Origin of the sequence: Candidatus Avelusimicrobium aviculae (genome assembly GCF_949292495.1) — a bacterium.
Classification (GTDB): Bacteria; Elusimicrobiota; Elusimicrobia; order Elusimicrobiales; family Elusimicrobiaceae; genus Avelusimicrobium; species Avelusimicrobium aviculae.
Genome location: NZ_CASEZB010000016.1, coordinates 32,568 through 47,677, shown reverse-complemented (window position 1 = coordinate 47,677; position 15,110 = coordinate 32,568). Strand labels below are relative to the sequence as shown.

General features: G+C 46.3%; 15 protein-coding genes. 12 read left to right on the top strand and 3 right to left on the bottom strand.

Going from position 1 to position 15,110, the window contains the following annotated elements:
* The first annotated feature begins 382 nt into the window (after positions 1–382).
* From ACQY33_RS03635 to ACQY33_RS03620, 4 genes are all read left to right on the top strand, one after another.
* The gene (locus ACQY33_RS03635; protein WP_428074038.1) at positions 383–991 is read left to right on the top strand and encodes a L,D-transpeptidase; all 609 of its coding nucleotides are present in this window, start codon (positions 383–385) and stop codon (positions 989–991) included.
* Positions 992–1,025: 34 nt separating this feature from the next.
* The gene (locus ACQY33_RS03630) at positions 1,026–1,499 is read left to right on the top strand and encodes a hypothetical protein (RefSeq protein WP_428074036.1); all 474 of its coding nucleotides are present in this window, start codon (positions 1,026–1,028) and stop codon (positions 1,497–1,499) included.
* A 164-nt stretch (positions 1,500–1,663) separates the two neighbouring features.
* Complete coding sequence (locus tag ACQY33_RS03625; RefSeq protein WP_428074034.1) at positions 1,664–1,957, top strand: hypothetical protein; 294 nt, start codon at positions 1,664–1,666, stop codon at positions 1,955–1,957.
* Between the two features lie 22 nt (positions 1,958–1,979).
* Positions 1,980–2,387, top strand: coding sequence for a hypothetical protein (locus ACQY33_RS03620; protein ID WP_428074033.1), 408 nt, complete (start codon positions 1,980–1,982; stop codon positions 2,385–2,387).
* Between the two features lie 147 nt (positions 2,388–2,534).
* On the opposite strand, the gene ACQY33_RS03615 is transcribed toward ACQY33_RS03620, so the two are convergent.
* The 3 genes from ACQY33_RS03615 to ACQY33_RS03605 all read right to left on the bottom strand — a co-directional run bounded on the left by ACQY33_RS03615 (position 2,535) and on the right by ACQY33_RS03605 (position 7,355).
* The gene (locus tag ACQY33_RS03615) at positions 2,535–4,457 is read right to left on the bottom strand and encodes an LTA synthase family protein (protein ID WP_428074031.1); all 1,923 of its coding nucleotides are present in this window, start codon (positions 4,455–4,457) and stop codon (positions 2,535–2,537) included.
* Positions 4,458–4,873: 416 nt separating this feature from the next.
* Entirely contained in the window at positions 4,874–6,115 is a 1,242-nt protein-coding gene (locus ACQY33_RS03610) for a methyltransferase RsmF C-terminal domain-like protein (RefSeq protein WP_428074029.1), read from the bottom strand.
* A 313-nt stretch (positions 6,116–6,428) separates the two neighbouring features.
* On the bottom strand, positions 6,429–7,355 hold the full coding sequence (locus tag ACQY33_RS03605) for a hypothetical protein (RefSeq protein ID WP_428074027.1): 927 nt from the start codon (positions 7,353–7,355) through the stop codon (positions 6,429–6,431).
* 74 nt (positions 7,356–7,429) lie between these two features.
* On the opposite strand from ACQY33_RS03605, the gene ACQY33_RS03600 reads away from it, so the two are divergent.
* The 8 genes from ACQY33_RS03600 to ACQY33_RS03565 all read left to right on the top strand — a co-directional run bounded on the left by ACQY33_RS03600 (position 7,430) and on the right by ACQY33_RS03565 (position 15,109).
* Positions 7,430–8,320, top strand: a complete 891-nt coding sequence (locus ACQY33_RS03600) for a hypothetical protein (RefSeq protein ID WP_428074025.1) — start codon at positions 7,430–7,432, stop codon at positions 8,318–8,320.
* A 104-nt stretch (positions 8,321–8,424) separates the two neighbouring features.
* Complete coding sequence (locus ACQY33_RS03595; RefSeq protein WP_428074023.1) at positions 8,425–9,279, top strand: hypothetical protein; 855 nt, start codon at positions 8,425–8,427, stop codon at positions 9,277–9,279.
* An 89-nt stretch (positions 9,280–9,368) separates the two neighbouring features.
* Positions 9,369–10,352, top strand: coding sequence for an AAA family ATPase (locus tag ACQY33_RS03590; RefSeq protein WP_428074021.1), 984 nt, complete (start codon positions 9,369–9,371; stop codon positions 10,350–10,352).
* A gap of 22 nt (positions 10,353–10,374) precedes the next feature.
* Positions 10,375–11,262 carry a DUF58 domain-containing protein gene (locus ACQY33_RS03585; RefSeq protein WP_428074019.1) on the top strand — a complete coding sequence of 296 codons (888 nt, stop codon included), beginning with the start codon at positions 10,375–10,377 and terminating at the stop codon, positions 11,260–11,262.
* Position 11,263: 1 nt separating this feature from the next.
* Positions 11,264–12,271 (top strand): hypothetical protein, encoded by a 1,008-nt coding sequence (locus tag ACQY33_RS03580; protein ID WP_428074017.1) that lies wholly within the window; start codon positions 11,264–11,266, stop codon positions 12,269–12,271.
* Entirely contained in the window at positions 12,268–13,395 is a 1,128-nt protein-coding gene (locus ACQY33_RS03575; RefSeq protein ID WP_428074015.1) for a VWA domain-containing protein, read from the top strand. Before ACQY33_RS03580 ends, ACQY33_RS03575 begins: the two co-directional genes overlap by 4 nt.
* 1 nt (position 13,396) lies before the next feature.
* A complete protein-coding gene (locus tag ACQY33_RS03570) occupies positions 13,397–14,431 on the top strand; it encodes a VWA domain-containing protein (protein ID WP_428074014.1) in 1,035 nt (344 codons plus the stop codon).
* Between the two features lie 6 nt (positions 14,432–14,437).
* On the top strand, positions 14,438–15,109 hold the full coding sequence (locus ACQY33_RS03565; protein ID WP_428074012.1) for a tetratricopeptide repeat protein: 672 nt from the start codon (positions 14,438–14,440) through the stop codon (positions 15,107–15,109).
* Position 15,110 lies beyond the last annotated feature (1 nt).

Sequence of the window (15,110 nt, the reverse complement as noted above, 5' to 3'; positions counted from 1 at the left end):
CCGTCCATTTAAAAAGACACCTGTTACAAGGTGTCTTTTTTGTTCCATCCTCCAAAATGATCCTCAGTGTTTTGTGAATACTAGTTCCTATCTGCACACAGAGCACTTTTTTGTAAATCAAAGACCTCAAAAATTTCCCCTTTTTCTCTGCTTGTTGAAAATGCAGAATCGCGATTGTACCATCTATAGCTTCTTACTTCTGCTTTCTGTTAAACTTGACACAGTCTTCATTTTTTTGTATAATTAATTTATATTATATTTTCCGCTACTATTTCCACTCGCAATAACAACACCACAATACACCCCCTAAACATAGCCCTGCGCTTTTGTATTATCAAATCTTCCCCCCCTTTGCACTATACTAAAAATACAGGGAGAAAATATGGATAAAACTCACAATCCTCAAGATGATGTATTCCTCATCATAAACGGCAAACCAAAACGGGTTGTTCCCTATGATTTATCGGAAAGGGAAACAAAACAAGAAATCAAATCCATCACCTTTGACGGCAACTATTTAACCACAATCGCCCAAGACAAAAACGGAGTCAAAATAACGCAAAGATTACCCGCTGTTTCCGGCAAACCACAAAACGGTTTTTTTGACTACTCACCTCAACGCCAACAAGAAAAAGACCAAGGGCCTGTTCCCGAAGGGGAATATATTATCAGTCCGCAAAAAATTGACAGACCTACCCCACTAGACAAGATAATAGGAGTGGTGGGGTCGGGTTGGCTCTTTGGGAAAAAGTTTGGTGCATACCCCGGAGGAGAATTTGCATGGGGAAATTATCGGACAAATATAAACCAAACCCCAAAACAAAAGGAAGAAAGCGGAAGAAGCGGTTTTTTTATTCATGGCGGAACAACCCCTGGCAGCAAGGGATGTATTGACCTGCCAGACAAGGATGTGGAGTTTTGTAATTTTATAGAAAAATATCGGGGAAAAAACCAGAAAGCCGCTCCTCTTATCGTAAAATATAAAAAGTAAATGGTATAATAAAGGCTCTAACGGAGCCTTTATTATGTGCAAAATCATCCGCTTCGCCTTGTTTTATCTGGTGGCTCTAGGCACATTGTACTTGGCCGCCAACGGTACGTCTGATATGATTACCCAATATCATACGCCTGATGAAACTTGGCGTTGGTGGACGGCTGTTGTACTGTACGATTTGAGCGCTATTGCTTATGTTGGGTATGCACTATGGCTTTGTCATGGGAAAAAGCAGACTTGGCGGGCTCTGGGTTGTTGGACGACGATGTTCGCAGGGATAATGCCACTAATTGGATGCCTTGCCATGTGGATTTTTCCGGACGGGAAAACAGATGATGTTTCTTTGTACTTGTGGACTTATTTGCCGCTCTCGCTTGGGTGTGGATTTTGTTGGTGGTTATTGCATAAAGAAAAACCTTTGCTAAGCAAGTGGGGCATTTATCTGGCATTGGAATTTATCGTGGCAACCCTGTGGTGGCTTTGGCTCGCAGGAACACTTAATTAGAGCAAATAGGCCAAAAAAATTAGTTATATTCTCCTATTACCAACAAAAAAATAAACAAACTTTTATATTTACCCATTTTACTCCTCATATCCTGCGTCTTATATGCACAGGATACGGACATTACAGATACTAAAGAAGAGAAACGCCCTGGAGAAAACGCTTTTGTGATGAGCCAAATGGCCGTTTACTCACAGGGGCTAGCGCAGCCGGACGGAAGCTTGCTCGTTGCGGAAGATTTTACATATGCCTCGGAAGGAATTGCTTTCTATAACACGCCCGAAGGTGATTTGTATATAGAAAATGGCGGAAATTTAATTAAATTTTCCCCTGACAAGCCGGCTCTTGCTTTGGTGCAGGGCGTATGGAACGGATATCCCGACCAGTTTGCAGAAAACAAATTGGCACCTTATCAATATCAACCCAAAAAGACCCCCCCCGTTAACCTTTTATTGCAATAAAGAAAAAACCCAATATATTACCTTGACAGGCAGCCGTAAACCCGCTGACTGCGACGGCTGCGATTACGTAGCCCCTTATGATGCAGTATGGCATGATGATAAACTTAAAAAGACTAAAAAACTGAAGTTAGCCAAAGAAATCACACCCGAATATTTCGGCCCGCCGGAATATGTGTTCTGCCAGGGCGATGTGTTTTATTATGAAACGAATGATCCGCAAGACCCCGCAAAACCCGTCTGGTGCGAAGTCATCCGCGCCCACCATATTTCCACAGGGAAAGATGAAATTTTTATCTCCCTGCCTGCAGAAAAATGCGGAGCCAAATTAAGCGGCCCTATGGCGGTACCAGGTACGGATTACTTGCTGTACCAAATTTCCCATTACAAGAAATCCAATACCCAGCTATTCATGAAAAAAGGATTGAAATAGCTTTAAAGTACTATTTCTTCTGGCAGAAAAACAAAAAGGCACTTCATTAAAAGTGCCTTTTTTGTAAAAGGGAGCTTTTTTACCGCCAAATCCCAGGTACACCCCTATGATAAAAATTTCTCTACCCAGCCCTATGTAGTTATACGATTACTGTTTAGGGGAGATACGGTTCTGCTTAATAATGTGATATAAACCCTCATTAAACAAAACGGCATTTTTTGCCTGGGCAGGCCAATCAGCAAGAGGATTATTTTTCAATTCCTGTAAAGTAAAAGAAGTACCCCCCAGGGGGCTAAAAACATAAATATCTCCGTTCTCAGCATAAACAAATTTTTCGTCCGTCCGGTTGCTGTCAAAAAGACTGCTCCCAGCCGAAGCAAACGAGATAGGCGCCCCTATCAAATCAAATACGGAGGGCAATACATCTTCCGGCGTAGCCACCACGCTGTCTTGATTTCCGGGCGGGAGCAACCCGGGAGCATACACTAATAGAAAAGAATCATAAGGCGTTTCTGTTTCTGCCAAAGGGGTTGCGCTGAAAATAGCGCGGTGATCTGGGAAAATAAAGAAAACCGTATCGGAAAACCAATCTTCTTTTTGGGCTTTTTCAAAAAATTCTTCCAAGGCCGCGTCTGCATAATTTAACCGGTTATAATATTGTTCATATTGGTTTTGAGGGTTTGGGAAAGGCATATGCTGCCGCGACAAAACCGCCGTATACGGGGAGTGGGTAGAAGAAGTATAAAATACGGCAAAAAAGGGCTTTGCAATTTGATGAAGCTGCTGGAAAAAGAAAGCGGCGGCGTCTTTATCAAATCCTTTATTAAAAGAGGGATAATCCGCTAATACGGGGATATCTTCCTTCCCATAAAATTTTTCAAAACCCAAGTACTTTGTCCAATTGGCGGCTTTTTCTGACAAACGATAATCACTCTGCAAAAATAAAGTATGCCAGCCGGCTTGCCGCAGCGTTTCCGCCCAGCGTGAAAAGTTATAACTTTCCAAACCTGTATTTAAATAAGGAAGGCCCGCCACATAAGGAATGGTAAAAAAAGCCGAAGTGACCCCCAATAAACTCCGTGAGCCGGAAGAATAAAAGTGGTCATAATATAAGGATTTTTCTTTAATACGGTGAAAAAAGGGAGTAATATCCGGCCGGGCATTTAAATATTTTTTATCCCAACTTTCCAACAAAATAATTACCGCATTTAATTTACGCTGCTGCTTGGGCCCCGTACGCCACAGCGGATACTGGCTGTCTAAAGGGGTGTCCTGCGGCAAAAGAACGCGCTGTTTCACAAAAGAAACCGCTTCTTCTTCCGGGAAAAACAACTCCCGCTTTTGATAATGGCGCAAACTACTCCAAGCAGAAAAAACCCCATTTAAGGCAATGTCCGTCATTTTAGGATTTAATAGCTGCTGGGCTGGCATAAAACTTAAGCTTCTGCCATGAAAAGACAGCTTCCCTTTAATTCCAAAAATAATGCTAAAACCTATCAAAAGAATAATTCCCAGTCTTATACTGCACGCTCTCCACTGATATAAGGGGGGCTGGTAATATTTATCAATGAGCTTATATAGGAAATACATCAAACAGCCAATTATCCCAATCAAAGGGATAGTAATATACCAATAAGTCAAAAAAGACATAGAAAGAATAAAAGGGATATGCGCCAACGCCGTAATGGGTTCCGTGCGCAGATGAGTAAAGAAAAGGCTAAAAAACAAAATGTCTCCAACGGTAAAAAAGAATAAAGCGCACAAAACAAACACAATAAAAGTGGCTACCGTTTTCAAGAACCATTTCCCCTTAATTGGGATGAAGAGCAATACAATCAACGGAAGCAAAAAGCAGGCAATGACATATGCATCGTAAGTAAAAGATACCCCAAACGCCCGCATGATTTCAACAGATGTCAATCCATCAAAATAAGAGCCAGACAGCCCAAAAACCATAATAAGCTTAGAAATCACCAGAAACAAGTACAGCCCCAACACGCTTCCAACGCCTATTCCGGCCGCCAGCAGAATAGATGAATCTTTCACAAAATTTGCGGGGTTCTTTTTCATTTTTCTTTTATAAATTCCTTTTCAAATTTTTGCTATTCATATACTTTGGTAGCCTCTATTCTATCAAATTCAAACAACTCAAACCCTTCCCCTCTATCAGAGCAGGGGTTCATTGTATTTTTCCTGATAAACAAGAAAAGAGCACCCACCTTCTAATAGAAATACCCATTCCACACTTCCAGTCCAATCAGTTAAAAGACCTTTCTAATGAAATGCCTTCTTGTGGGCTTTGCGCTTCATTCATCGCCGTAAAACCTGTCTGTTTTATTTTGGTTTTAGAGTATTTAGTGGGGCGGAAAAAGCCTTGTATGGGCGTTTCTCTAACAGGCAAGGATCTTCCGTTTATTATTCAGCCCGTCCGATTTGTTCCTTCTTTTCAAAATTTACGGCCCCGTTTGCCCAATTTATTATGCTTTCTACAAATTGCGGATAGCCCAAGGTTTGGGATAGAGATTGTTGGCCCGGTTTCCCAAGTTTTTTACAAAGCCAAGCGGATGCCCGTGATACGTCACTAGCACAAAGCCGCGCGGCGTGTTGCCGGGCAACTTAAGTGTTTCTCTGTGTAAATAGCGCAAAGCCTCTTCTAAGGAGAGCTCCGCCCGTGGAAATTCCGCCTCCTGCGCGGCCAGCGAAAGCGCCTGCGCCGCTGAGGGAATTTGTTCCCGCCCCTTAGCTTCTGGCTGAGGAATTCCGTCAGAAAGCACATGCAATAAGGGGTATTTTTTCACTTGTGCCCGCAAAGAGGACGGCAACGTGGAAAACGTATTCTCCCCCTCTCGTTTGCGAAGAATGGCCATAAAAAGCCCCTCGCTCCGGGTAGTGCCCGGAATAAAACGATATACAGGCTGCTGCCAATGCGCCAGCAAACTGCCCGTAATTTGCCAATCAGAAAAAACGGGCACAGACAAAATATCCGCCCCCAGTTCTTCGGCAATCCAACGGACGGTTTCCTCGTTTTCGTGCGTATTAAAGGTGCAGGTGCTGTAAATCAATAAGCCGCCGTCCTTTAAGCACGGCCAGATATCACTCAAAATTTGCCGCTGGCGCTGCGCGCAGAAATGCACATTTTGCGGGCTCCACTCGTTGACGGCATCAGGTTCCCGCCGGAAAAGACCCTCGCCCGAACACGGCGCATCCGTCAAAATAACGTCAAATAGTAGGTTTGTTTTGGCAAAATCTTTTGGCGCATTATGCGTAACCAATACATCCGGGTGCCCTTGTTTTAAGATGTTTTCCAATAGGATATTGGCGCGGCGGCGGTCAATCTCGTTGCTAACCAGCACAGAGCCCTGCGGCAAGGCGGCGCGCATAAGGGTGGATTTTCCCCCCGGCGCGGCGCACAAATCCAGCGCGCTGACGGGAGCAGTAACCACCTGCCGCAAGACATAATCCAAAAATAACGAAGCGGCCTCCTGCACATAATACACCCCCGCGTGAAAGAGCGGGTCAACCGTAAAACGCCGCCTCTCTTTAAGCCAAAAACCCTGCCGGCACCATGGCACCGGATCGGCGTTTGGGAAGGGGTTTTCCGCCGACTTCCACGGGTTTATCCGCACGCTTACGGGCGTTTCCTGCAAAAACGACTGAACAAAACGCTTCCAACGCGCGGCGCCAAATAATCGGGAAGTATAATCAGTAAATTCTTGAGGCAAATTCATAAGATACTTTATTGTACAATTATTTATACACAATTACCGATAAGCGCCGCCCGCCTTAGGAACAGCCCACCCATAAGGCCCCGTGAGCAGCTGCCCCAGTTGCTTATAGGAGATAGTGAGCGGATTTGCCCCTTCTTTGCAATATTATTAAGATCACGGGTTCTTCTATCTTTAGCGCGTTTAAAAAGGCACTTCTAATAAAGTGCCTTTTTTATTACTCTTGCGGTTAGATTCCTGCCGGAATAATTTTTAAATTTACAGCTTTTTCACCTCAACCAATCCCCACCTTTAATTGCTTGGAGCCATTGGGTTGCTATTTTACCAATATAATTTCTTCCAATGCGTCTATCCGGCAGTCTTTCCATAATTGCTGAGGTGGAAGCTGAGCGCTGGCCGTTATTTCGGGAGTACCTAACATTTCTTGCAAAGCCGGAACTAAATCCAAGTAGTGCCCTGCGCCCATTTCTATAAACACCACATCATATCGGTTAAGCGCAGCGGCGATATTCTCCAGCATAAACAGGCTGCGGGCATGCGAGGTGGCTTTTTCTAAACGGTAAAACGGGGTTTGGGTAACCCATTGTTCTGGATATACGTTCATTAAATCCTGAAATAATTTAATAAAATCAGTCCGGTTAAACTCCTGCTTATAATGTCCGCTGAAATACTTTTCCAGGCGCCGCGGCGTAAACAGCGTACCCCAAGCGGGGTGGTGGTCCCTCTTGGCATAGGAATGAACCGCTTGCCGGGCGGTAAAAGGTTCCTCGGTTTCCCGGGCCCGGTAATAGGCTTCCCGTATAATCCACAGCATTTGCCAATCTTCGTAGGAGAAACCTTGCGTTTGGGCAAACTGCCATTGTTGCTCCAAAGTAACGTCCGCCCGCACAAGCGGCACTTTGTGTTTGCCAGCCAGCGCCGCAGTATAGCCGTCTTCATAAGAAGAACACGGGCCAAATTCCTCCCCTGGTTCCCGTTCCGCTAATACGATTTGCGGGGTATAAACATCAAACGCATACTGTACGGCTGGAATAGAAACCGCGCCATGTTTAGCGGCCAACACCACCAGCGTCTTGTTTTCTTTTTGGTAAACCGCCAAATAGGGCGGATTTGGCATTTTTTCATACAACTCCGCGCGGCAGGAATTGCACTTTAAAACCAATTCCCTATCCGCCCTGAACGTTTGCGCGAAAGGGTGCACGCTTAAGAAAATAAAAGATAGAAACAAACAGCACTTTGCCATGTTAAAAAACCCCTTCAACAAGCTGCCAATATTTATTTTTTTAAGTATATATTATTTTTGCTAGACTATAAGCTATGAAAATAAAAATAGAACCCCTCTCCTGGCCAAAGGCATACACTGCCCTGGTCTTCTACATATGTATTTTGATTGCGGGCGTGCTGTGGTTAACATCCGGCAGTGACTCCGTTTTAAAAGGAATTTGGCAAAGCGTTTTGCAAGATACGCGCGAAGACAGTTTGTTTTACTTTATCTTATTAAATATTTTCCCTTGGGCCTTGCTGTTTATGGCGGCAACGTTTGTTTGGAATTTTTTCAAAAAACGCCGTGCATATGCCACCCAACCCCGCATAACCAGTCTCTCGTTTGAAGAAAAAGGTGTTGTACTGGGGCAAAACCTTTCCCGCCCCTCGGTTTTTTTGCCCTACGAACAGACGGACTTCTCCCTTACCGCCCTTATCACCATTACCTATAATAAATACCACCAGCCTATACGCAATATAAACGGGGTAAAGCTGTCTTTTTCCTCCCCGGACGGGGATTTTTGCGCCCAACATTATGAGGGCCTGCCTTTTATACGCCAAATGCTAAACGAAGGAAAGAAATTCCGCTCTTGCCTCGCCAAAGCCCGCCCAGCCGATGGGGGCTCCCCCTCCACCCAAGACGAGAAAGACTATATCCGCTTTTTAGAAGAACAACTTACAAACTACCTCTGTTACGGCCTTATGCTTACCGTATTTCCCAAAACCCGCAACGGGTTTTTATGGCTGGGCATTATAACCGCTTGTTTGGGGTTTTTGCTGGGGAACATGTTTTTGCTAATCATAAACTATTCCCCTTATCCGTTCTTGGTTTTGGTAATGACTGCAATATTTGCGGTTATACTTTTGGTCTGCTTTGCCTGTTTTAAAAAATACATTACAGAAGCTTACACCGCCAAAAAACTGGAAAAAGCAAAACAAAAATAATGGCTAAATTCCCCGCCCTCAACTATCCGTTTATAGTTACTGTCAAATTTCCCTATTCTTATTTTATTTTAGGGGTTAAGGTCCTGTTGTTTGCTTGGGTATACATGCTACTGATACTGTGGATAGCCTTCATCGGGGACACGCGCCCCCTTTCCTGGGCGCAGGTATGGGCGGAATTTAAAAAAAGCATGCTGCATCTGCCGGCGGGGGCTTTCTTTTATTACAGTCTCCCTTGGGTATTGGCCGGCATAATAGGGTTTAGCGTATTAGACTTTATCCGAAAACGCCAAAAACACCTCTCCGCGCGGCCCTTTAGCCAGCTGTCGTTTTACGAGCATGACCTCCTTTTAAAAACCCCTAATAACGCGGGGAACGTCGCCTGTTCCTACAAAGACACCCTTTTCACCCTAAATGTACAGCCAAAACTGCTCTCGCTCAAAAATATAACAATTCCTTTTATAAGAAAGGCTACCTTAATTTTTCAAACGCAAAATGAAACGTACACCATTGCCCATTATACCGGCTTTGCGGGGCTGCGCCGCCTGATATCCGCCGCTAAAAAATGCCGCTCCTGCGCAATACACACGCAGACTGAAGAAAACCCCTCCGCTAAAGACACGCTTTATGCCGCATTTTTAGAAAAACAATTAAATAATTACCGTAAATATGGCCTGATGCTGGAGTACATGCCTGACTGGAGAACAGACTTGCTTCTTAGTACCCTTCTTTATGCTTTGTTGGGAATTATTCCGCTCTGCATGTATGGGGGGTTCGTTGTTTCTAAATCCTCCATTTTGCAAAAAGGCCCTTGGGTAATACACTGTCTGCCGCTGTTTGAGGTGATTTTCCTGCTTGCCGGTTTCTGGACGTTTAAAAAGTGGTTAACAGAACGCGCCGCGGACAAGCGGCTAAAAAAATTAACCGCAAAACAAAAACGCACCGCCGCTTGCGCCAAATAACCCAAAAAAGGCTTTATTTTCTTTTCCGGCTTTATTTATAATATAGGTAGGAAATGCCTTTTGGCATACACCGCGTAAAAGGGGGTTGTATGGATATAAACACTTTAAACAAACAAGTACAGGCGGAAAGCCTTTTCCTGCAGGATTTAAAACGGGAAGTAAGCAAAGTCATCGTAGGACAGGAAGACCTGCTGGAAAAAATGCTGGTGGCCTTGCTGGCCGACGGTCATATCTTGATAGAAGGCGTGCCCGGCTTGGCAAAAACATTGGCCGTAAAAACCCTGTCCCAAGCCATACACGCCCAATTTCAGCGCATTCAGTTCACGCCGGATTTGTTACCCGCCGACATTACCGGTACTCTCATTTTCAACCCGAAAGAAGGCGTATTCTACCCCAAACGCGGGCCGGTATTTTCCAACTTTGTACTGGCGGACGAAATTAACCGTTCCCCCGCCAAAGTGCAAAGCGCCCTGTTGGAAGCCATGCAGGAACGCCAAGTAACCATTGGGGAAAAGACCTACGCCCTCCCTTCCCCCTTTATGGTGTTAGCCACCCAAAACCCGGTGGAACAGGAAGGCACTTACCCCCTGCCGGAAGCGCAGGTGGACCGCTTTATGCTTAAAGTGCTGGTTACTTACCCCACCCGGGAAGAGGAAAAACAAATTTTGGAAAGGATGTCCACCCACCAACAGCCGCAAATAAACACCCAGGTCACCCCGGAAATGATTTTAAAAGCCCGCCAGGTGACGGACGGCATTTACGTGGATGAAAAAATTAAAAATTATATCGTCAGCCTGGTCTTTGCCACGCGCGACCCGAAGGCCGCCGGCCTGGAAAAGCTGGCCTCTTTTATTGCTTACGGAGCCAGCCCGCGTGCCACCATCTTCTTAACGCAAGCCGCCAAGGCATACGCTTTCTTAAACGGACGCGGCTATGTAACGCCGGAAGACATCAAAGCCATCGGCCTGGACGTACTGCGCCACCGCGTATTGTTAACCTACGAAGCCGAGGCCGAGAACGTAACCTCTGACCAAATCGTCAAACAAATCTTTGACGCCGTGGACGTACCGTAACCGCGCGCCGGGGGTAAGCCGTATGGATACCGCGGAAATTTTAAAAAAAGTACGCCAAATTGAAATACAAACCGGGAAATTGGTCTCAGAAACTTTTTCCGGCGAATATTTAAGCGTATTTAAGGGCCAAGGGATAGAATTTGCCGAAGTGCGCGAATATATCCCCGGGGATGATATACGCTCCATAGACTGGAACGTAACCGCCCGAACCGGCGTGCCTTTTGTAAAAAAATACAATGAAACGCGTGAGCTGACGCTTATCATCGCCTGTGACGTTTCCGCCTCCCAGCGTTTTGGCTCTTGGGATAAATTAAAACAAGAAACCGCCGCGGAATTGGCCGCTTTGTTTGCGTTCAGCGCCATGACCAATAATGACAAGGTGGGCCTGTTGCTGTTTTCTGACAAAATAGAATTGTTTGTTCCCCCCAAAAAAGGCAAAAAACACATTTTGCGCTTAATCAGGGAATTACTGGCGTTTGAGCCTTCCTCTAAAGGGACGGATATCGCCCTGGCCTTAAAAACGCTTACCAAAGTAATCCGCCGCCAAGGCATATTGGTTTTGCTGTCAGATTTTATGGCCCCCATTGAACAGTTTGAAAAACCGTTCCGCCTGGCCGCCAAAAAGTTTGACTTAATTCCCGTAGTGATTTCAGACCGAAGAGAAAAAACCCTTCCCGCCCTGTCCGCCTGTTTAGCCGTGCAGGACCCGGAAACCGGGGCCGAGGGCATGCTGACCCTCTCCCACGCGGCCGCTGCGCATTTACAACAAGACGCGCAACAAAGAGATTACGCCTTAAAACAACTTTTTAACCCGCTTAAGATAGAGGCCATATCCGTAGATACGGCCCAACCGGCGGCGGACCCGGTTATCGCGTTTTTCAAACGCCGCGCCAAAAAATTAAAGAGGTAATATGAAACGTTTTTTAATCTTTTTTATTTGTGCATGCTCCTTGCCGCTTTACGCCCAGCAGGCGCCCGCTCCCCGCGGGCAGGCTCCCGCTCAACCCCGGGCGCGGCAAACCGCCACCGGCAATAAGCCGCCTATTGCTTTTACGCAGGAGCAAGTGCCTTCTTCGGCCGTATTTGCTAAGCCCATTACTCTTTCTTATTCTTTTTCGCACGCGCCCGGCTATAAAGTAGAACTGGATGAAGAAAACCTGCCTAAAGATTTTGAGTTTTCCTCTATACAAGGCATGCCCGACTCCCCCGGCACGTTTACCTATACCATTACGGCTTACCCCTTTGAGTTAAAGGAAGCCAAATTAACCCCGCTTACATTTTTACTTAAAAACGCAGACGGAGAAACAGTCAACTCCATTTCCACAGAAGAAACCAAAATAAACGTTTCCAAAGCAGAAACGTTCAAAGACAATAACTTCCGGGAAATACGGGACCCGCATTTCCCCTTTGCCTGGTTCAAGTGGTTGCTTATCTTATTAGTAGCAGCCGGTGCCGTCTATGCGGCCTGGTATTATTGGCAACGCAAACAAGCCGCCGCCCGCGCCTTGGGAGCCCCCCAAGACAACCGCCCTTGCGAAGAGGTGGCTCTTTCCAAATTGGAAGCCCTTATACAAAGCGGCCTCTGGGAACGCCACGAATACAAAATATTTTATCTAACGCTTACGGATATTCTGCGTGAATACCTGCTGCGCCGTTTTAATATAGACACCACGGCAGACACTTCAGCCGAAATGCTGCGCCGCATTAAAAACAGCGGGCAGGAACTGATGGCGCCGCTGTTACCCAAATTGCGCGTATTTTTAAGCTCCAGCGATTTGGTAAAATTTGCACGCGCCGTCCCGCCGGAAGAATACCGCAACCGGGATATAGACATTCTGCGTTTGCTTATTGATTCCACTACCCCCAAAAGCCAGGAATTAGTAAAAACCCCCTCTACCCGGCAGGAGGCCGCCAAATGATGACACTTTTTTTAATATCCTGCGTTTTATTAATACTGGTGCTGTTATCTTCTTTATTCATTAACCTGCCGGAAAAGGTTTTTTCCGCTTTGATATGGACATTTGGCACCCTCACCACGCTGTTGCTGGCGGCGTTAATCATCCAGCGCCTGCTGGGGACAAAAGCCGCTTTTGCAAATCCCTGGGCGCTGGTATTGCTTATTTTGCCGGCAGGCGTGCTGGCCGCCAAAAGTATTTGGAAAAAATCTTTCACCCCGCATGTGCTTTATTCCCGCACTCAGCAAACCATACAACAAGCTTCTCTGCGCGCCCTGCTTACCCAGTGGCTTCCCGTTACCTTATATACGGGGGCGCTCGTCTTGTTTGTGCTGGCCTTGGCGCGCCCGGTGCTGTTGCGCCACACCACCATTCCCCCAACACAAGGGGTGGATATTATGCTGGTGATGGACGTTTCCGCCTCTATGCAGCGGCAGGACTTTTACCCCAACCGTTTTGCCGCCGCCCAGCGCACGGCGGATAGCTTTATCCAAAAGCGCGTTAATGACCGCCTGGGCTTGGTGGTATTCTCCCGTTATGCTATGCTGCAAGCCCCCCTTACGCTGGACCATGACGCCGTGCGGGAGCTGTTAAACGCGCTTTATTTGGGCATTATTGACCCCACCTATACAGCCATTGGGGACGCGGTGGGGGTAGCCATATCCCATTTAAAAGACAGCCAGGCAAAAAGCAAAATTATCATTTTACTGACGGACGGAGACTCCAACGCCGGAACGATAGACCCCCGCCTGGCCGCCCAGGCGGCCGCTTCCTACGGCATAAAGCTCTATACTATTGCCACCGCCAGCCCGCCGGGCAGCGGCGTATATTCCAGCCAGGAAGAAGAAATTAACGAAGGCCTACTGATGGAAATGGCCAAAACGGCCAACGGGCAGTTTTACCGCGCCAAAAACGAAATGGAACTGGCCAATATTTACGATAAAATAAATGAATTGGAAAAAACCACTTTTACCTATAACATCCGCACCAACCAGAGTGATTTTTATCTGCCGTTTGTTTTAGCCGGCCTTATCTTGTTGGCTGCGGGGCTGGTGTTGGAAAAATTATTTTTAATAAGGGTACCCTAATATGGAATTATTTGGAAAACCTATATTTTTTATATACTTTTTACTTGCCGCTTTAGCGGCGGGCGCCATATGGCTGGCCGGAAATAAATTAAAAAACCGCGCCATCAACGCTTTTTTTGGCCCCCAGGCTTATGCCAAGCTGACGGGCGGGCTGCGCCTAAACCATAAATTAAACGCCATTTTCTTTTTTACCGGTTTGTTTTTTCTTTTTACCGCTTTGGCGCGGCCTCAGTGGGGGACGGAAGTAATGCAGGCGGAAGGGAAATTCGCGCAAACCGTGATAGCGGTGGATGTGTCCTCCTCCATGAAAGCGCGGGACTTACAGCCAGACCGATTAGCTAACGCTAAAAACATGCTGTCCATGCTCATTTCCAACTTGAAAGATGAACGCATAGGCATTATCGCTTTTACCACCAAGGCTTATATCCAGTGCCCTATTACCACCGATGAGGCAGCTCTTAAATATTTTCTTTCCAATTTAAAGCCGGATATGCTGCCGGTGCCCGGAACCGCTTTAGCCGCGCCGGTAGACTTGGCAGCCCACATGCTGTCTAAATACCCGGGGCAAAAAGCCCTTATCCTGCTTACGGACGGGGAAGACCATGAACCGGACCAGCTTAAAAAAGCCATTAAAATCGCAATAGAAAACGGCCTCCGCGTTATTGCGGTAGGGATTGGTACCCAAGAAGGGGAGCTGATACCGCAGCGGGTGGACGGATCGGGCAAAGTATTAGAATATAAAAAAGACAAAAACGGAAATACCGTCGTCAGCAAATTAGATGAAAAATCCCTTTTGGAGTTGGCTCAGGCAACCAACGGAGCCTATATCCACTATACTACACCCGCCCAGGTGGCTTCCAAAGTGGAAGCGAACCTGAAGGATTTGGACCGAAGCTATTCTTCGTCAGGCGCCCATGCGCGTTATAAAGACCGCTATCAAATCCCGCTGGGTATAGCTATTTTGCTGTTTTGTTTATGGTTGCTTTGGCCGGCCGGCAAAGCCGCCGCAGATGCCGGGTCAAAAAAGGTACAATAAAAGAAGATGAAAAAAGCGCTATCTGTTTTCTTTATTTTTTGTTTATGCCCCGCCGCCATGGCCGGGGTAAAGGGGGATTTGTCTAAAGGAAGCCGCCTTTACAAAGAACAAAAATTCGGGCAGGCATTGACTTCTTATCAAAAAGCGCTGTCCCAGGACCCCTATAACCAAGAAGCGCTTTTTAATATCGGCGCGGCCCACTACCGTTTACAAGAATACAAAGAAGCCCAAGAAGCGTGGGAAAACGCCTCCCAAAAACCGGGGGAACGCAAACAAGACGCCCAATTTAATTTAGGCAACGCGTTTTACCGCGCGCAAGATTTGGACGCCGCCATCGCGGCGTACCGCAAAGCCATTTTACAAAACCCGCAGGATAAAGAAGCCATACATAATTTACAAATTGTGCTGGAACAGAAAGAAAAAAACCAGCAAGACTCCTCTAACAATAACCAAAACGATAAAGGGGACAACAACCAAAACCAAAACAATCAGGGCGGGCAGGACAATCAACAAGATCAACAACAGCAACAACAAAAACAGCAAAATCAGGCAAATTCTTCCCAAATGAGTAAAGAAGAAGCCCAGCGGGTGGCCCAAATGGCCAAAGAAAATGAATACCGCCCCTCTTACGCCACCCCGGGCGGGTTGGAAGATTCCGGCATAGAAAAGGATTGGTAAT